Genomic DNA, 19,145 nt, shown 5'->3' with positions numbered 1-19,145 from the left:
ATGTTGGGAAAATTAACACTTGATGCGGTTCCGTTACACGAACCAATCATAATGGTTACCGTTGCTGCAATTATTCTAGGCGGTCTGGCACTAGTTGCCGCCCTGACTTATTTCGGCAAATGGAAATGGTTGTGGAGCGAATGGTTGACCTCCGTTGACCATAAGAAAATCGGTATCATGTATATTCTGGTAGCGATGATCATGCTGTTGCGTGGCTTTGCCGATGCCATCATGATGCGTAGCCAGCAAGCGCTTGCTTCGGCTGGCGAGGCAGGATTCCTGCCACCTCATCACTATGACCAGATATTTACGGCCCACGGTGTCATCATGATCTTCTTCATGGCGATGCCTTTCGTGGTGGGTCTGATGAACATCGTCGTACCATTGCAAATTGGTGCTCGCGACGTTGCCTTCCCGTTCCTGAACTCACTGAGCTTCTGGTTCTTCGTCGTCGGGGTGGTGTTGATCAACATCTCTCTGGGGGTCGGTGAATTTGCTCAGACTGGCTGGTTGGCGTATCCGCCACTGTCAGGCATTGAGTACAATCCGGGCGTTGGCGTCGATTACTGGATATGGAGTCTACAGATTTCAGGTCTGGGTACCTTGCTGACCGGTGTTAACTTCTTCGCGACTATTCTTAAGATGCGTGCTCCGGGCATGTCCATGATGAAGATGCCTGTCTTCACTTGGGCCGCTTTCTGTACCAACATCTTGATTATCGTTTCTTTCCCGATTTTGACCGTAACCGTTGCGTTACTGACTCTTGATCGTTACATGGGCACCCATTTCTTTACCAATGATATGGGCGGCAACATGATGATGTACATCAACCTGATTTGGGCCTGGGGCCATCCGGAAGTGTATATCTTGGTTCTGCCGGTATTCGGAGTGTTCTCCGAAGTCACGGCAACCTTCTCGAAGAAACGTCTGTTCGGTTATACCTCATTAGTTTGGGCAACCATTGCCATTACCGTTCTGTCGTTTATCGTTTGGCTGCACCACTTCTTTACCATGGGTTCAGGTGCCAACGTAAACGCCTTCTTCGGTATTGCTACCATGATTATCTCCATCCCTACCGGGGTGAAAATCTTCAACTGGCTGTTCACCATGTATCAAGGCCGTATCCAGTTCAACTCTGCGATGCTGTGGACCGTTGGCTTTATCATCACCTTCTCCATCGGTGGGATGACCGGCGTTCTGTTAGCCGTACCGGGTGCGAACTTCGTACTGCATAACAGTCTGTTCTTGATTGCTCACTTCCATAACGTGATCATCGGCGGCGTAGTCTTTGGTTGCTTCGCAGGTCTGACTTACTGGTTCCCGAAATCTTTCGGCTTCACGCTGAATGAAACCTGGGGAAAACGTGCGTTCTGGTTCTGGATTATCGGTTTCTTCGTAGCCTTTATGCCGCTGTACGTTCTGGGCTTTATGGGCATGACCCGTCGTTTAAGCCAGGATATTAACCCTGAATTCCACCCGATGTTGATGGTGGCAGCAGGCGGTGCGGTACTGATTGCCTGCGGTATTCTGTGTCAGGTTATTCAGGTCTTCGTCAGTGTGCGTGACCGTGAACAGAACCGCGATCTGACCGGTGACCCGTGGGATGCCCGTACGCTGGAATGGTCTACCTCTTCCCCACCTCCGTTCTATAACTTCGCCGTAGTGCCTGAAGTTGTTGACCGCGATGAGTTCTGGGACATGAAAGAGAAAGGCGAAGCTTACAAGCGTCCGGCTAAATATGAAGAGATCCACATGCCGAAGAATACCGGCGCGGGTGTCATCATTGCAGCTTTCAGTCTGATCTTTGGCTTCGCCATGGTCTGGCACATCTGGTGGATGGCTATCGCTGGCTTCGTTGGCATGATCGTCACTTGGATTGTGAAAAGCTTCGACGAAGATGTGGATTACTATGTGCCGGCAGAAGAAGTTGAGCGCATTGAAAATCTTCACCATGAACAAATCAGAAAAGCAGGCGTGAATCATGTCAACTGAAACTCTGACTAACCACAACGTAGCCCATGCAGAGCATGGGCACCACGATGCGGGAGCCACCAAGGTCTTTGGCTTCTGGGTCTACCTGATGAGCGACTGTATTCTGTTTGCGACGTTGTTCGCAACCTATGCAGTGTTGGTAAACGGGACCGCTGGCGGTCCTACAGGTAAGGACATTTTTGACCTGAACTTCGTTTTGGTCGAAACCTTCCTGCTCCTGTTTAGTAGTATTACCTATGGCATGGCCATGCTGGGTATGAACAAAGGCAACAAAAATCAGGTTAATCTCTGGTTGGGTATGACCTTCCTGTTCGGCCTAGGCTTCGTGGCGATGGAAATCTATGAATTCCATCACCTGATCGCTGAAGGCTACGGCCCGGATCGCAGTGCGTTCCTGTCTAGCTTCTTTGCGTTGGTTGCCACTCACGGTATTCACGTAACAACTGGTTTGGTTTGGATCATCATTATGATGATTCAGGTAGCGAAACGCGGCCTGAACCCTACCAACCAAACGCGCCTGATGTGTCTGAGTCTGTTCTGGCACTTCTTGGACGTGGTGTGGATCTGCGTATTCACCGTTGTTTATCTGTTAGGAGCCATGTAAATGAGTCATTCAACTACTGGTCACGGTGGAGCAAGCCACGGTAGCCTGAAGTCCTATATTATCGGCTTCGTTCTGTCAGTCATTCTGACTGTCATCCCATTTGTCATGGTTATGCAGGGCACTGCTTCTCATACCATGATTCTGGCAACGGTTGTTACCCTTGCCGTAGTGCAGATTATCGTACACCTGGTGTACTTCCTGCATATGAATGGTAAGTCAGAAGAGCGCTGGAACTTGGTGGCGTTCCTGTTCACCGTAATGATTATCGCGATCGTTGTTGTGGGCTCGCTGTGGATTATGTACAACCTCAACATCAATATGATGGTTGACTAAAGAGCTGCATGTGATGATTAAGCAATACCTGCAAGTAACTAAACCAGGAATTATTTTCGGCAATTTAATTTCTGTCGTTGGGGGATTCCTCCTCGCCTCTAAAGGCGATATTGATTACCCCCTTTTTCTCGCCACGCTGATCGGTGTTTCGTTAGTTGTTGCCTCCGGGTGTGTATTTAACAACTATATCGACCGTGATATCGACTGCATCATGGAGAGAACGAAGAACCGGGCCTTGGTAAAAGGCCTTATCGAACCGAAGATAACCTTGATTTATGCATCGGTACTGGGTATTGCGGGCATGCTGTTGCTTTATGTGGCGGCCAATGCGTTAGCAATGGCACTGGCCGTCATAGGTTTCATTATCTATGTCGGGGTTTATAGCCTCTACATGAAGCGTAAGTCGGTATACGGCACGTTGATCGGCAGCTTGTCCGGTGCCGCTCCGCCAGTTATCGGCTACTGTGCGGTGACGGGTCAGTTTGATACAGGCGCATTGATCCTGCTGTTGATCTTCAGCATCTGGCAGATGCCGCATTCCTACGCGATCGCCATATTCCGCTTTAAAGATTACCAAGCGGCAAATATTCCGGTATTGCCGGTTATAAAAGGGATATCGGTCACCAAAAACCATATCACCCTGTATATTCTGGCATTTATGGTAGCAACACTGATGCTGACTCTCAGCGGTTACGCCGGATATAAATATCTGGTGGTCGCCGCGGCGGTCAGCGTCTGGTGGTTGGGAATGGCTCTACGTGGCTACAAAGCAACGAATGATAGCGTATGGGCGAGAAAACTCTTCGTATTCTCAATCATTGCGATTACGTCATTGAGCGTAATGATGTCTGTAGACTTCAACGTTCCATCATCTGCTGCATTACTGACTTACGTCGGGTAAGCACACCGAAAGTTCTATGAAGCGGCCTCGCTGGTTTCCAGCCGGTCGCTTCATCTTTTCTACCCTATCCTGTTTTATCCATACCTGATTTTGCCGCCAGACTGTATAGTCCTCTCGTTTTGAATACACCTATCAACCGTCTGATAAACGTTACTTTTCCGGAAGATACTCACTCTGGCTGTAATATATTCTAAACATCAATAGATTTACCGGTTGGCATTAAGATCATTACAATAGTGCAATAAGTTTTTTTGAGGTGGTAATGAACGATAACAAAATGACTCCGTTAGAGCTCCGGGCAACCTGGGGGCTGGGAACGGTTTTTTCACTGCGCATGCTCGGGATGTTCATGGTGCTGCCGGTGATCACCACCTATGGCATGGCTTTGGCCGGAGCCAGTGAAGCACTGATCGGTATTGCTATCGGTATCTACGGTCTGGCTCAGGCAATATTCCAGATTCCTTTCGGATTAATATCCGACCGTATTGGCCGTAAGCCTTTGATTATCGGCGGGTTACTGATTTTTGCGCTGGGTAGCGTGATTGCTGCCATGAGCGATTCTATTTGGGGCATTATCCTCGGCAGGGCATTACAAGGTTCTGGTGCTATTGCCGCCGCAGTGATGGCATTGCTTTCGGATCTGACACGCGAACAAAATCGAACTAAAGCCATGGCATTTATTGGCGTTAGCTTCGGTATTACTTTCGCTATTGCGATGGTCCTTGGCCCAATCGTCACCCACGCTTATGGCCTGAATGCACTATTTTGGGGCATAGCGATCCTGGCGTTACTCGGCATCGTTATCACGCTGGCAGTCGTGCCTTCCGCGGATACCCATGTATTAAATCGCGAATCCAGCATAGTAAAAGGCAGCGTCAATAAAGTATTGAAAAACAGCCGGTTACTAAAACTTAATTTCGGCATTATGTGCCTGCATATTCTGTTGATGTCGAGCTTTGTCGCCCTGCCTCAGGCCATGGCCAAAGCGGGCTTACTACCCGAACAGCATTGGAAGGTTTATCTGGTGACAATGCTGGTTTCCTTCGCTGCGGTAGTACCATTTATTATTTACGCCGAAGTCAAACGCCGGATGAAACAAGTCTTTATGGGCTGCGTGGCCGTGTTGCTGATTGCCGAAATAGTGATGTGGGCATCCGGTGAACACCTTTGGGGCATTATCGCTGGCGTGCAACTCTTCTTTATTGCCTTCAATGTCATGGAGGCAATTTTGCCTTCGTTGATTAGCAAAGAGTCTCCCGCTGGCTATAAAGGTACGGCGATGGGAATTTACTCCACCAGCCAGTTTATCGGCGTAGCCATCGGCGGCAGTTTGGGCGGTTGGTTATTCGGGCTGGACGGCGCGGGAATGGTATTTATCGCCGGTGCAGTCATTGCTTTGGTCTGGTTTGCCGTGAGCACAACGATGCAGGAACCGCCTTATGTCAGCAGCTTACGCATCACGCTGTCCGAATTAGCGGCTAAAGATTCGGCGTTGGAACATAAAATTAAAGCGCAGCCGGGCGTGACCGAAGCGATAGTCGTAGCAGCAGAACGCAGCGCTTATGTGAAAGTAGATACCAAGAAAACGAATCGAAATCAGTTAGAACAACTGGTTAACGCTGTGTAAGAAGCATCAACGATGGGATGAGGAACAAAGCCTCAAATGGGCATTTGTTCCTCTTTATCAGCGGTCTTTATCACTGTTATCCGCTATCAGGCTTTGAGCTTAGTCACGGAAGTTATTGAACTGGAACGGTTGCCCCAAATCTGCACCACGAACCAATGCCATTACGCTTTGCAGATCGTCACGCGCTTTACCGGTTACACGGACTTGTTCACCCTGAATCTGCGCCTGCACTTTCAGCTTGCTGTCTTTGATCAACTTAACCAGCTTCTTGGCCTGCACACTTTCAATGCCCTGCTTCAGTTTGGCATCCACACTATAGGTTTTGCCGCTGCGATCCATTTCTTCCGGAATCTCCAGCGCCGCACCTTCGATGCCACGTTTGCTCAACTGCGCACGTAAAATATCGAGCAGTTGCTCCACCTGAAAATCAGATTCGCTGGCAACTTTAATACTTTCATTTTTTTCATTTAACTCAAAACTAGCTGGGACGTTACGAAAATCCCAACGGTTTGCCAGATCGCGGGTGGCGTTTTCAACTGCGTTACGCACTTCCTGCATATCAATTTCAGAAACGATGTCGAAAGATGGCATATTCCCTCCTCCTTATAAGATGATTGGCAAGCATAATAACCGCTTTATCGTCGTAGACAAAATCAAGCCGCTGGCTGTTCGCATTTTCGCCGTAGAACACAGCTAACCCAGCGTTTAATGTAGAAAAAGTCTATAATCCAAGCATAACACTTATAAATATTTAGCGCGTTTTCCGTTTACACCAGGGAGAGAGTTATGAAGATTACGGTTCTTGGTTGCGGTGCGCTCGGGCAGCTTTGGTTATCGGCTCTGTATCAACAAGGCCATGATGTTCAGGGTTGGCTACGAGTGCCTCAACCCTATTGTTCGGTGAATGTCATCAGCCTTGAAGGTGACGAATTCAATCAAAATCTGCCAACCAACGATCCGCAACATTTAGCAGAAAGCGAGTTACTGCTGGTATGTTTGAAAGCCTGGCAAGTTTCCAGCGCGGTAAGCACCCTACTGCCTAAACTCAATCCAGATTGCACGGTTTTGCTCTTGCATAACGGAATGGGTACGCAGGAAGAGTTACCGAGCGCGGTAAATACTTTCCTGCACGGCGTAACAACTCATGCAGCGCGACATGATGGCAACACTATTATCCACGTTGCCAGCGGCATTACTCATATTGGCCCTGCGATTACCCCCAGCAAAGATGTCAGTTATCTGGCGGATATACTGCACCACGCCCTGCCGGACGTCGCATGGCACAATGATATTTCATCCGCCTGCTGGCATAAGTTGGCGGTTAACTGCGTTATCAATCCTCTTACTGGTCTGTATGAGTGCCGAAACGGTGACCTACAGCGTTATCCCGAGTTGGTAACCCGATTATGCGCAGAAATTGCCGATGTGATGGAAATGGAAGGTTTTCATACTTCCACTGAAAGCCTGCTTTATTATGTGCAGGAGGTGATTCAACGTACGGCTGATAACGTCTCTTCCATGCTTCAGGATTTACGAGCCCAGAGACATACTGAGATCGACTATATCACCGGCTATTTACTCCGTCGGGCGCGCAATCACGGCATGACGTTGCCGGAGAATTCACGCCTGTACGATTCGATTAAACGAAAGGAAAATGTGTATGAGCGTATCGGCGCTGGTTTGCCTAGCACCTGGGAGTGAAGAAACCGAAGCGGTGACCACCATTGATGTGCTGGTACGCGGCGGCTTTGAAGTGACGACGGCAAGCGTAGCCGGTGGCGGAGAGTTAGTGATTACTTGCTCTCGCGGTGTAAAACTGGTGGCAGATGCGCGTCTAGTCGATGTGGTTGATCAACAATTTGACGTAGTGGTATTACCCGGCGGAATAAAAGGGGCAGAATGTTTCCGTGATAGTCCGCTGCTGGTCGAAAAAGTACGCCAAACTCATAATGAAGGCCATCTGGTCGCGGCCATTTGTGCGGCACCGGCTCTGGTTTTAGAACACCATAACCTATTCCCCATCGGGAATATGACCGGTTATCCCGGCCTAAAAGATAAAATCTCACCGAATAAATGGATGGATCAGCGGGTGGTCTACGATAGTAGGGTCAATCTGGTTACGAGCCAAGGGCCGGCAACCTCTATCGACTTTGCTTTAAAAATTATCTTCTTATTATTGGGAAGGGAAAAAGCTGAGGAAGTCGCCCGCCAGCTTATTCTGCCGCCGGGCATCTTTAATTACCGTCACTGATTCATATCGCAGCCGTTCGACTCTGAACGGCTGTTTCAACCCTAAGATTAAGCTAATGCTTCTTTATCTAAACGTACCTGCTGTTCTTTGCGTTCCCGCTCCAATTCCAGCACGCCGCGATGGGACAGATAGCAGAAAATAATGCAGCAAATAATCCCCCCCATCAGCAAGTAGAACCCGCCGTGCCAACCCACTCTATCGACCATTACGCCAAACAGGCTGGTACCCAGACTTGCACCAAGGATATAGCTCATAAAGCCGCGTAAGCCCACCGCGGACCCGACAGCGAAGCTCGGTACGATTTCCATAGTCTGCACTGAAGCCAGGAACTGAGGTACATAAATCAGACAACCGACGATAGCCGCAAAGAAAGTCACCATCAGTAGCGAATCACACTGCCAGTAACCGATCAGGCAGATAAAGATCATCACCATACAAATCATCGCCAACGGCATTCTGCGGCCGCGGAAGAATTTATCCGATAACCAACCAGCCAATAACGTAGAAGGGATTGCCGCCCATTCAAAGAACAGGAAAGCCACGCTCATTTCGCCCTTGGTGAAGTGTTTTTCAGTCAACAGATAAATCGGTAGCCAACTGATCATACCGAAACGCACCATATAAACGAAAACATCGACAAAAGACACGTACCAGGCATGTTTATTTTTCAGTACATAAGTACAGAAAATCTGGAATGCGGACATATTTTCCGGTGCTTTCTGCCCAGCTTTAACTGGCTCAATCACCAGATCTTCCGGCATAATTTCCTGCAACGGAGGTAAGCCCTCACTAACCGGAGAACCTTTGCCCAACAGCAATACCAATGACCCTAAAATCACCGCAATAATGGCAGGCACGATATAGCTAGCGGTTTGCCAGTGCTCACTGCCTAAAATTGCGAATGCGCCGCCGACGATAGGTGCGACCACCCCGCCGCCTACGTTATGGGAAATATTCCAGATAGCCCCCACCCGACCACGCTCACGACGCGGGAACCAGTTGGCGATAGTAATAAAGGAAGGCCCTACGCCCATTCCCTGGAAGAAACCGTTAAAGATGACTAATACGGCAAACAGCCAAAATGCACCGCTAAATCCCAATCCTACATTGACCAAGGCGCACAGTAGCAAACCCATTGCCATATAGACTTTGGGATTGGCCTTATCTGCCAGACTACTCATGATGCCTTTACTGATACCGTAGGCAATTAACATACAGCTACTTAACATGCCAATTTCCGTGGCGCTTAAGTGCAATTGTTCTTTTAAATAAGGTGTAGAAAGCGTGAAGTTATTCCGCACAATATAGTAGGAAAGGTAACCAATAAATATACTGAACAACGCCTGAACCCGATAACGATTATATGTAGCCATTACTTTATCGTCGGGAACTTTATGGGTTGCTATCTTGGGTTTCATAAATGAGAGCATAGTTCACCTTAAAAATTTATTATTAAATTGTTATTTAGAAAAATGGATTTCCCTGGCGTTGAAGCCAATAAATCTGTTATCGCAGACATTGTCTGAATAAAATAAAGTGTCTGATGCCACAAAGCGGTTGATAAGCCCAGCGCCACTGCGTCATTATGTTTCGCAGTCAGCATGCAGCGGCTAACAAATTGATGCAACCAAAGGGATATGTTTCAAAATTGACACAACAACCCCAAAATTATGAGTCAAAATTAACTCATTTTTGCCTGTCTTTATTTTTACGCGATAAAAAAGACAAAAATGGGACAAATCGGAACAATCCGGGCATCGCTATAAATATATTTATTTGTTATTTATTTGATATTAATCACACATTAACCGGGGCGAATAAATAGATGCAAAGTTTACGCAACATTCTCTTGAACCTAATTATTGCCCTAAGTTTAGCTCCCGTGAGTTACGCCAATGAATTGGTTATAGCCACCACGTTCTCCCCCGAAGCTACCGCGCATATCATTGCGCAATGGCATAAACAACCGCAGGCAGTTTCTATTCGAACGCTAAATCGCACCAGTTCCTCCCTAGAGCGTTTACTGGCTACGCCAATGGGGGAAAATATCGATTTAGTGCTTACCTCATCCCCGATGTTGATGCAGCATTTGCAGGATCACCAGCGTTTGGCTACCTTGCCTGCGCTAGCAATACATAATCAGCAACGGGTTCCAGAATCTATCCGCAACTCCACGGCGGCGGTGGCTATTTCTGGTTATGGCATTCTGGCAAATAGCGCGCGCTTAAAAGAAAAGCATTTACCCACGCCGGTCACCTGGGACGGGTTAAAAGACGCCCGTTATCAGGGGATGATTTTAATGAGCAGCCCTTCTCGCTCCGACACTAACCATTTGATGATAGAAACATTGCTACAACAACGGGGCTGGGAGCAAGGCTGGGAAACCCTGCTGGAAATTTCCGGTAATCTAGCCACCATTTCTTCCCGCAGTTTTGGCGTTTCCAATAAAATCAAAACCGGACTCGGCCTCGCCGGCCCCATTATCGATAATTACGCCACTCTGTTGCTAAAAGACCCACAGCTAAGTTTCAGTTACTTTCCTGAAAGCGGCGCTTCACCGACTTTTATCGCCATGACGAAAGGCAGCTTGCGCCAAACCGATGCCGCCCGTTTCATCAATTTTCTACTCAGTGACAGCGGGCAAAAAGCACTATCAGATACTGATACCGGCAAGTATCCAGTATCTCCGTTACCCGTTGACGATCCACGCGCCAAACAGCAACAGCGCTTATTACAGCAAACGCCGCTGGATTATCGCCAGATCCTGCAACGCCAGAAGCTGGTGCAGCAATTGTTTGATACCGCAATCACTTTCCGCTTGCACCAGTTGCAGGATGCGTGGAAAGCCTTGCACAGCGCCGAAGCTCGTCTAAAACGCCCTCTTCCGGAAATTCGGGCATTGCTAACCGCCGTACCTGTCTCCGCGCAACAGGCGGTGGATATGGATTATCTGCAACGCTTTAACCAAGGGCCGGATAACGCAACGGAGTCAGAGCTGATGATTTGGCAACAGTTCTTCCAAAAACAGCAGCATTTGGCGATCCAACAGTTGGAATCGCTAAAATGAACCCGCTTTTCTATCGCATCACTATCAGCTCTATTTTGCGCTGGGCATTTGCCTTTGGTGCAATACTGACGCTGTTTGTCAGCGCCGTCAGTTTGTATTCATGGCACGCCCAAAGCAGCCAGATTCGCTATGCGCTGGATGATTACTTTCCTAAAATTCAGGCGTCCTTTCAGTTGGAGGAAAATCTGAATGCGCTCATTCAGGAGTTGAATGAATTCCAGCACGCCCCCAATACAACGGCGCGTATTCAAATGCGCGATCAGATTGCTCATCGGCTGGATACCATTGAAATGGCCAGCCGACGCCTGACGCCGGACAATCAGCGCCAGTTGGCAACGACGTTGACCCGAAGCCGTGAACTGCTTTCTCGATTGGATAGTGCGCTATACAGTAACTTCCTCGCCAGAGAAAAGATCACCGAGATCGCGGCACGGATTAACTGGCTTCACGATGATTTCAATACCGAGCTAACATCACTGTCTCAGGATATCAGCTGGCAACAAGGCTCGCTCATCGATCAATTAACGCAGAAAACCGGTCTGGAAAAAAATCACCAACTGCAAAGTACGCTGCGCAATGTTCAGGATGAATTACAGCTGGTTTACGCCCTTGCACACATTGAAACTCAGGTGGTTGACGATCTTCGCGAACAACTGGCCAATCCGAATATTGATAGCCTGAATAATCACATTCGTTACCTGAGCTACCTGAAGCAAACTGCGGAATCCAACATGCAATCGTTGGCAAAGCATCCCAGCACCATCACTCTGCGCCAAACTATCGATGAATTGCTCAATTTAGGTACGGCTGAACAAAAAATGCCGGCTATTTTGCAAGAACGGGCAACGGCGCTGGCATTACTGGAGGAAACCGTGAATGCGAAAGAGCAAACCCTCACTCGCTTTCGCAGTCAGATTGAAAACCAGTTGGGCAACAGCCACCAGCAGTTACAAACCTTCAATCAACGCCTTGGCGATATTATGGGCATCAGCGGTCTGCTGATTATTGTCGCAACCCTTCTGGCTCTGCTGTTTGCCTTCACGCTCAATCATTTCTATATTCGCTCACGCTTGATCAAACGCTTTACCCTGTTAAATCAATCGGTAGCACGTTTAGGCTGCGGCGAACTGGATACGACTATTCCGGTCTACGGGGGGGATGAGCTGGGGCGAATTGCTGGATTACTACGCCGCACCATCGGCCAGATTAATCAGCAAAAAAATCAACTTAAACAAGAGATTGATGAAAGACGGCTCATTGAGAGGGATTTACGTACTGCGCAAGATGAACTGATTCAGGCGGCTAAATTGGCGGTAGTCGGGCAGACTATGACGACCCTTGCTCACGAGGTAAATCAGCCTCTCAATGCCCTGTCGCTGTATTTATTCAGTAGTGAAAAAGCGCTTAAAAACAGCGATAACGGCATGCTGGAGGCCAATCTGGACAAAATGCGCGGTTTGGTTCTGCGTATTGTGAATATTATTAAGCAGCTACGACAATTCTCCCGTCGCAGTGATGCGCATCAACAGTTACATCCTATCGATCTACGAGCCAATCTGGATGCGGCTTGGGATCTTTTGTCCTTGCGTCATCGTCCACTCAAGGCGCAGCTTATCCAGCCAGAAAGTTTCCCTTTAGTATACAGCGACGATATTCGTATTCAGCAAGTGTTGGTCAACTTATTGACCAACGCGCTAGAAGCCACCGCTCAGCATCCGCCAATCATTGAGGTTTCTTTTGAACAACAGGCAGAAAATCTATTGCTGACTCTGCGAGATAACGGTCAGGGCTGGCCGCTAGCACTGGCGGATCGATTGCTCAAACCTTTTACAACCAGCAAAGAAGTGGGGCTGGGTATCGGCCTATCGATTAGCCAGTCCATTATGGAGCAGTGCGGAGGAGAGCTGCGGTTGGCGTCAACATTAGACCACCACGGAATGGTGATATTGCAATTCAGGAGTCTGGGCCATGTTAACTAATGAACAGCAAATTTTACTGATTGATGACGATATTGATGTGCTGGATGCTTATTGCCAGATACTGACGCAAGAAGGTTATCAGGTAGCGGCATACAGCTCACCCCAAGCAGCAGCGGAACTAATTACCACTGATTGGCAAGGCATGGTCATCAGCGATGTTTGTATGCCAAACCTTTCCGGCATGGCTCTGCTGGAAATTCTGCTCGCCAAAGATCGTCATCTGCCGATATTGCTGATCTCCGGGCACGGAGATGTTCCCATGGCGGTGGAGGCGGTGAAAAAAGGTGCCTATAACTTTCTGGAAAAACCAGTCAATCCGGAAAAATTGCTGCAATGCGTTCAGCAGGCGCTGGCAGACAGACAGGCTCTGATTGCTCGTCGTCACTGGCAGCGGGAGCAGCTTAGTGAACATCTGCTGGGTAACAGCGGTTGGGTTCGGCAACTAAGAGAACGCCTGCAAATGCTGGCAGATATTGACGTGCCGGTATTCTTCTACGGAGAGCTGGGAACCGGCCGCTCTCTGGCGGCACGCTATCTACATCAACTGAGCCAACGCCGCAATCATCCGTTGATCATCATCGATCCTACTAGCGATGAGCATCTCGACCTCAATAGCTACATCAATCAGGTACAGAACGGTACATTGGTGGTAAAAAACATTGAGCGACTCGCCAGCCAGCAACAGCGCGCTCTGGCGCAACTGCAAAATCCTGAAGAATGTCATTTCCGTTTAATTGCTTTGAGCAACGCCTTACCCGCGCAGTTGGCCGCCCAGCAATTGCTGGTTCCCGAACTCTACTATCGATTTTCACTTAGCCATATTGAGTGTTTACCGCTGGCAAAGCGCCCTGGCGATATTGAAGTATTATTCCGCCATTATCTGGAAAATGCCTGTAAACGTCTGAATCGCCAGCAGCCACTGCTGAGTGAGGCTTTCGTAAAAAGTTTGTGTCGCCGACCGTGGCCGGGAAATATTCGTGAGTTATTAAACGCAGCGGAATTATTTGCCGTTGGCGTGATGCCATTGACCGAAAATAGCATGGAAAGGGTAACTGAAACTGACTGTGGCCCGTTGGATGAACGAATTGAACAGTATGAGCTAAAGATAATTAATGAGGCGCTAAATATCCATCAGGGAAGAATTAACGACGTAGCGGAGTATTTGCAAGTACCGCGCAAAAAACTCTATCTACGAATGAAGAAATACGGCATCGATAAAAAAGACTATCGTTATTAGCTTTCGGAAATGACAAAGGGCGCATTAGCGCCCTTTCGGAATAAGATACGTCTCGGTTATGGACGATAAACTTTAACGTTGTTGTAGCCCTGTTCACGCAGATACAGCGCCTGCAAACGGCTCATCACGCCACGCTCACAGTACAGCAAATAGGTTTTGCTCTGATCCAGATCGCCAAACTGAGTGCTCAGCTTATAGAAAGGCAAGGTACGTACTTCTACCGGTGCCAGAACCAACGGCTTCTCTTCCTGCTCATCCGGAGCGCGAATATCCAGCACCACATCGGTATCAGCCAGTTCAGCTACGGTTTCTACTTCAGCCACCTGCTCGCGGCTTTGCTCGGCGATAGTGCGGATATCCACGTTTTTCGCTTCGCTCACTACGCGATCGAGGATTGAGAAATCAAAGTGCGACTCTTCTTCCTCAATTTTGGCTTTTACCGCTTTAACCGTTGGGCTTTTAGAAATCACACCACAGTATTCCGGCATGGTTTTGGCAAAGTCTTCGGTACCGATCGCGCGTGCCAGATTGATAATATGTTCTTTATCATGGGAAATCAGCGGACGCAGAATCAGCGTGTCAGATGCGTTATCGATCAACCGCAGGTTGGTCAACGTCTGGCTGGAAACCTGCCCTAGCGCTTCACCGGTTACCAACGCCTGCACACCATAACGCTCTGCGACCTGAGAAGCCGCTCGCACCATCATGCGTTTCAGCACTACGCCCATCTGACCGTCTTCGACTTTCTCTAGGATTTCCCCAACCACCGGTTCAAAATCGATCGCAACAAAACGAACTTTGTGAGAGCTACCGAAGCGGTTCCACAGGTAATGAGCCACCTGTTTTACACCAATTTCATGAGCTGAACCGCCAAGATTGAAGAAGCAGTAATGTACCCGACAACCCCGGCGCATCAACATATAGCTGGAAACGCCGGAATCAAAACCGCCAGAAATCAGTGATAAGACATCTTCTTGCGTACCAATAGGGAAACCGCCCAAGCCTTCGTGACGAGCTTTGATCAGCACCAGTTTATCTTGGTCGATTTCCAGATTGACCGTGACCTGAGGCGCGGTCAGTTTCACTTTCGCCGTCTCAATATGCTGGTTCAGACCGCCGCCGACGTAGCGCTCTGCTTCGCCGGAACTGAACTCATGCTTACCACGACGTTTTACCCGCACGCAGAAGGTCTTACCCACCAGCGTGTCACGATACGCTTCCAGCGTTTGCTCGAAAATATCGTGCAGATCGGTGTAACTACGGTCTTCCACTTCCAGGATATGGTGAATACCGGGAATTCGGGTTAGCGCGTCACAGATCGCGGGACCAAGATTTTCATCTTTGGTACGCACTTCAATATGATCCCAGTGACGAACCACCGCCAGCGAGTCATCAAGGTGTTTCAACACGTTGCGAATATTGGTAGTAAGAATCTTAATGAAGCGCAAACGCACAGTTTGACTCTTGATGGTGATTTCTGGGAACAATTTAATGATAAACTTCATGGCGGTCTTTAGTTGTCTAGTATGATGAGTGAATTAGGTTGCTATCGAATGAACAATACTGTTGAGTCGAAATGACCGGACGACGCAGCGGTAAATAGCGAGTCACTGAGTAAATGGACGATGTTATCGTTAAGGCTAACTCCGGGCTGTTTGCCTTACCAATAATATTCAAGGGGCGGAGTATATCACCATATAGTGGATCTCTGCTTAATAAAACCCGAAGCAAACGCCACGATTTGCTCGGCATAATTCGTTACAATAGCCCAAAACCGGGAGTGGCCCACCGGCCCCATGACGCCAACTTAACGTTGAAAATAAAATATGCCTAGAAAAGTCGCATCACCAGAAGCTACGGATAAGCCAGAGGCTACCGTAAAGAGTAGCGCCAGTTTCGAGACTTCACTCAGCGAGCTGGAGCAAATTGTGACCCGCCTGGAGTCAGGTGAATTGCCGTTGGAAGATGCGCTTAACGAATTCGAACGCGGCATACAGTTGGCTCGTCAAGGCCAGCAAACGCTGTTGCAGGCAGAACAGCGGGTTCAGATTTTGCTCAGTGATGACGCCGATGCGCCACTGACGCCTTTTACGCCGGATACCGAATAAACATGTCCCATCAGAACGATATGAACCAACCCGTTGTTTTTACAGAGCAACTGGCGCTTTATCAACAACGAGCCAATGATGCATTACTGAGTTTTATTGCACCGCTGCCGTTTAGCGACAGCGAACTAGTGCAGGCCATGCGTTACGGCGCGTTGTTGGGCGGTAAACGACTGCGCCCTTATCTGGTGTACGCCACCGGTCAGATGTTCGGTTTGTCGCTCTCAACGCTGGATGCGCCAGCGGCAGCAGTAGAATGTATACACGCCTATTCTTTGATACACGACGATTTGCCGGCGATGGACAATGACGATCTGCGCCGTGGTCAGCCGACTTGTCATATCAAATTTGGCGAAGCCAGCGCTATTTTAGCTGGCGATGCCCTGCAAACACTGGCGTTTAGCATTTTAGCCGATGCGTCAATGCCGGACGTCGCCGTGCAGGATCGCGTCAGCATGCTGTCCGAACTGGCAAAATCCAGCGGCGTAGCCGGAATGTGTGGCGGACAGGCATTAGATCTGGCAGCGGAAGAACGCCATATTTCACTGGCGGAGCTGGAGCAAATTCATCGCCATAAAACCGGCGCGCTGATCCGTACCGCGGTGCGCATGGGCGCATTGGCCGCGGGAAAACCCGGCCATCAGGCTTTGGAACAGCTAGACCGCTACGCCAATGCCATTGGCCTCGCCTTCCAAGTACAGGACGATATTTTAGACGTTATCGGTGATACCGCGACAATAGGCAAACGCCAGGGTTCAGACCAACAGTTAGGCAAAAGCACTTATCCGGCTCTGCTGGGGTTGGAAGCGGCCCAAACCAAAGCCAGAGATCTTTATCTCGATGCGCTGGCGGCGTTGGACGTTTTGGCTGAACAGTCGTATGACACCGCATCACTGCGGGCGCTAGCCAGTTTTATAATTGAACGCGATAATTAGAAACAATTAATCCAGTAGGCGTTACTCGTGCAGAATAATAATCTGCCGCCAGCGCACCGGTGTTCAGACGATTTCTGATCCCGGCACTGCCCAGCCGGGAATGGCAATGCAGCAGCCTACGTAAACACCTCTGATATGAGCATCGAATGAGTCTTGATATAGCCAAATACCCGACACTGGCACTTGCGGAGAACCCCGAGGAACTGCGTTTACTGCCAAAAGAAAGTCTGCCCAAGCTATGCGATGAGCTGCGACAGTATTTACTCGACTCTGTTAGCCGTTCTAGCGGCCACTTTGCGTCAGGGTTGGGAACGGTTGAACTGACCGTGGCCTTGCACTATGTCTATAACACGCCGTTCGACCATCTGGTGTGGGACGTCGGCCATCAGGCGTATCCTCATAAAATTCTTACCGGTCGCCGCGATCGTATTGCCACCATTCGTCAAAAAGATGGTTTACATCCTTTCCCTTGGCGTGATGAAAGCGAATATGACGTGTTATCCGTCGGGCATTCATCCACATCGATCAGCGCCGGTTTAGGTATGGCCGTGGCCGCCGAACGTGAGGGCAAAGGCCGGCGTACCGTCTGTGTGATTGGTGATGGCGCTATCACTGCAGGTATGGCATTTGAAGCCATGAACCATGCCGGTGATATCAATCCAGATATGCTGGTCGTGCTCAACGACAATGAGATGTCGATCTCTGAAAACGTCGGCGCGCTGAACAATCATTTAGCCCAATTATTATCCGGAAAACTGTATTCCACGCTGCGTGAAGGAGGCAAAAGAGCCTTCTCCGGCCTGCCGCCTATTAAAGAACTACTCAAACGTACTGAAGAACACCTGAAAGGTATGGTGGTTCCGGGCACCCTGTTTGAAGAGCTCGGCTTTAATTATATCGGCCCAGTTGATGGTCACGACGTACAAGCTTTAACTCAAACGCTGAAAAATATGCGCAGCCTCAAAGGGCCACAACTGCTGCATATTATGACCAAAAAGGGCAAAGGCTACGCACCCGCGGAAAAAGATCCCATCGGCTGGCATGCGGTACCTAAGTTCGATCCTGCGCTAGGTACTTTGCCAAAAAGTAAAAGCGATCTACCCACCTATTCGAAAATATTCGGCGATTGGCTGTGTGAAACGGCTGAAAAAGACAGCCAACTGATGGCCGTGACCCCCGCGATGCGCGAAGGCTCAGGGATGGTGCGGTTCTCCCGTGAATACCCGCAACAGTACTTCGATGTGGCTATAGCGGAACAGCACGCAGTGACTTTCGCTGCCGGTCTGGCGATTGGTGGTTATAAACCGGTTGTAGCGATCTACTCGACTTTCTTACAGCGAGCTTACGATCAGCTGATTCACGATGTGGCTATTCCCAATCTGCCGGTACTATTCGCGATCGATCGCGGCGGTATCGTCGGCGCTGATGGACAAACCCATCAGGGCGCTTTCGATCTATCATTTATGCGCTGCATTCCTAATATGGTCATCATGGCGCCAAGCAATGAAAATGAATGCCGCCAGATGTTATTTACCGGCTACCACTACGACGGTCCGGCGGCGGTACGCTACCCTCGCGGGAACGGCACTGGCGCAATGTTAGAGCCATTACAGGCTCTTCCTATCGGCAAAGGTATTATGCGTCGTCAGGGGGGAAAAGTAGCCATTCTGAGCTTCGGTACATTACTTTCTGAAGCACAGCAGGTGGCCGAAAATCTGAATGCTACATTAGTGGATATGCGCTTTATTAAGCCGTTAGATGAAGAACTGGTATTAGACATGGCAGCCCGCCACGATTTACTGGTTACGCTGGAAGAGAATGCCATCATGGGTGGCGCTGGCAGCGGTATTAACGAGCTGTTAATGGCAAAACGCCAGCAAGTTTCAGTACTCAATATCGGTTTACCCGATCGCTTTATTCCGCAAGGTGAGCAGGACGAAATGCGCGCCGAATTTGGTTTAAGCGCGGCGGGTATTCAGAAGAAAATTGAAGATTGGTTAGCTTAATCGGCCATTACCCATAATGGGGGCTGATATCACGCAAAAGGGCACAGCTGAAAAGCTATGCCCTTTTTTATTTAGCGCATTCTCACCAGATAAACCTAATCCCAACCA

General features: G+C 49.0%; 16 protein-coding genes. 13 read left to right on the top strand and 3 right to left on the bottom strand.

Annotated features, from left to right (window positions below; genetic code table 11):
- The 5 genes from cyoB (at nucleotide 1) to AD970_RS10505 (ending at nucleotide 5,457) form a co-directional block, all read left to right on the top strand.
- Nucleotides 1-1,992: a cytochrome o ubiquinol oxidase subunit I gene (gene cyoB, locus AD970_RS10525; RefSeq protein WP_049598536.1), complete on the top strand. Its 1,992-nt coding sequence runs from the start codon at nucleotides 1-3 to the stop codon at nucleotides 1,990-1,992.
- Nucleotides 1,982-2,596, top strand: coding sequence for a cytochrome o ubiquinol oxidase subunit III (locus tag AD970_RS10520; RefSeq protein ID WP_049598534.1), 615 nt, complete (start codon nucleotides 1,982-1,984; stop codon nucleotides 2,594-2,596). Before cyoB ends, AD970_RS10520 begins: the two co-directional genes overlap by 11 nt.
- Nucleotides 2,597-2,929 (top strand): cytochrome o ubiquinol oxidase subunit IV, encoded by a 333-nt coding sequence (locus AD970_RS10515; RefSeq protein WP_049598532.1) that lies wholly within the window; start codon nucleotides 2,597-2,599, stop codon nucleotides 2,927-2,929.
- Nucleotides 2,930-2,942: 13 nt separating this feature from the next.
- Nucleotides 2,943-3,830 (top strand): heme o synthase, encoded by an 888-nt coding sequence (gene cyoE / locus AD970_RS10510; protein WP_049598530.1) that lies wholly within the window; start codon nucleotides 2,943-2,945, stop codon nucleotides 3,828-3,830.
- A gap of 262 nt (nucleotides 3,831-4,092) precedes the next feature.
- Complete coding sequence (locus AD970_RS10505; protein WP_049598528.1) at nucleotides 4,093-5,457, top strand: MFS transporter; 1,365 nt, start codon at nucleotides 4,093-4,095, stop codon at nucleotides 5,455-5,457.
- Between the two features lie 99 nt (nucleotides 5,458-5,556).
- Here AD970_RS10505 and AD970_RS10500 read toward each other — a convergent pair whose 3' ends face one another.
- Nucleotides 5,557-6,048 (bottom strand): YajQ family cyclic di-GMP-binding protein, encoded by a 492-nt coding sequence (locus AD970_RS10500; protein ID WP_049598527.1) that lies wholly within the window; start codon nucleotides 6,046-6,048, stop codon nucleotides 5,557-5,559.
- 195 nt (nucleotides 6,049-6,243) lie between these two features.
- On the opposite strand from AD970_RS10500, the gene panE reads away from it, so the two are divergent.
- Nucleotides 6,244-7,158, top strand: a complete 915-nt coding sequence (panE, locus tag AD970_RS10495) for a 2-dehydropantoate 2-reductase (protein ID WP_049598525.1) — start codon at nucleotides 6,244-6,246, stop codon at nucleotides 7,156-7,158.
- Nucleotides 7,118-7,708, top strand: coding sequence for a protein deglycase YajL (gene yajL / locus AD970_RS10490; protein WP_049598524.1), 591 nt, complete (start codon nucleotides 7,118-7,120; stop codon nucleotides 7,706-7,708). Before panE ends, yajL begins: the two co-directional genes overlap by 41 nt.
- Nucleotides 7,709-7,755: 47 nt before the next feature.
- On the opposite strand, the gene pgtP is transcribed toward yajL, so the two are convergent.
- Nucleotides 7,756-9,138: a phosphoglycerate transporter PgtP gene (gene pgtP, locus AD970_RS10485; RefSeq protein WP_049598522.1), complete on the bottom strand. Its 1,383-nt coding sequence runs from the start codon at nucleotides 9,136-9,138 to the stop codon at nucleotides 7,756-7,758.
- A gap of 395 nt (nucleotides 9,139-9,533) precedes the next feature.
- Here pgtP and AD970_RS10480 point away from each other — a divergent pair, with 395 nt between their 5' ends.
- From AD970_RS10480 to pgtA, 3 genes are read left to right on the top strand one after another with little or no spacing between them, the layout of a single operon-like run.
- On the top strand, nucleotides 9,534-10,775 hold the full coding sequence (locus AD970_RS10480) for an ABC transporter substrate-binding protein (protein ID WP_072080635.1): 1,242 nt from the start codon (nucleotides 9,534-9,536) through the stop codon (nucleotides 10,773-10,775).
- On the top strand, nucleotides 10,772-12,754 hold the full coding sequence (gene pgtB / locus AD970_RS10475) for a two-component system sensor histidine kinase PgtB (RefSeq protein ID WP_049598520.1): 1,983 nt from the start codon (nucleotides 10,772-10,774) through the stop codon (nucleotides 12,752-12,754). The genes AD970_RS10480 and pgtB overlap by 4 nt, the downstream gene beginning before the upstream one ends.
- Nucleotides 12,744-13,991: a two-component system response regulator PgtA gene (gene pgtA, locus AD970_RS10470; RefSeq protein ID WP_049598519.1), complete on the top strand. Its 1,248-nt coding sequence runs from the start codon at nucleotides 12,744-12,746 to the stop codon at nucleotides 13,989-13,991. The genes pgtB and pgtA overlap by 11 nt, the downstream gene beginning before the upstream one ends.
- Before the next feature lie 56 nt (nucleotides 13,992-14,047).
- On the opposite strand, the gene thiI is transcribed toward pgtA, so the two are convergent.
- On the bottom strand, nucleotides 14,048-15,496 hold the full coding sequence (gene thiI, locus AD970_RS10465; protein ID WP_049598517.1) for a tRNA uracil 4-sulfurtransferase ThiI: 1,449 nt from the start codon (nucleotides 15,494-15,496) through the stop codon (nucleotides 14,048-14,050).
- 321 nt (nucleotides 15,497-15,817) lie between these two features.
- On the opposite strand from thiI, the gene xseB reads away from it, so the two are divergent.
- The 3 genes from xseB to dxs all read left to right on the top strand — a co-directional run bounded on the left by xseB (nucleotide 15,818) and on the right by dxs (nucleotide 19,037).
- Nucleotides 15,818-16,099: an exodeoxyribonuclease VII small subunit gene (xseB, locus tag AD970_RS10460; protein WP_049598515.1), complete on the top strand. Its 282-nt coding sequence runs from the start codon at nucleotides 15,818-15,820 to the stop codon at nucleotides 16,097-16,099.
- 2 nt (nucleotides 16,100-16,101) lie between these two features.
- Nucleotides 16,102-17,031, top strand: a complete 930-nt coding sequence (ispA, locus tag AD970_RS10455) for a (2E,6E)-farnesyl diphosphate synthase (RefSeq protein ID WP_049598512.1) — start codon at nucleotides 16,102-16,104, stop codon at nucleotides 17,029-17,031.
- 146 nt (nucleotides 17,032-17,177) lie between these two features.
- A complete protein-coding gene (gene dxs, locus AD970_RS10450; RefSeq protein WP_049598510.1) occupies nucleotides 17,178-19,037 on the top strand; it encodes a 1-deoxy-D-xylulose-5-phosphate synthase in 1,860 nt (619 codons plus the stop codon).
- Nucleotides 19,038-19,145 lie beyond the last annotated feature (108 nt).

This window comes from Yersinia nurmii, assembly GCF_001112925.1.
Lineage (GTDB): Bacteria > Pseudomonadota > Gammaproteobacteria > Enterobacterales > Enterobacteriaceae > Yersinia > Yersinia nurmii.
Note: the sequence above shows the minus strand (reverse complement) of the source record. Positions and strands in the feature narration are given on the sequence as shown.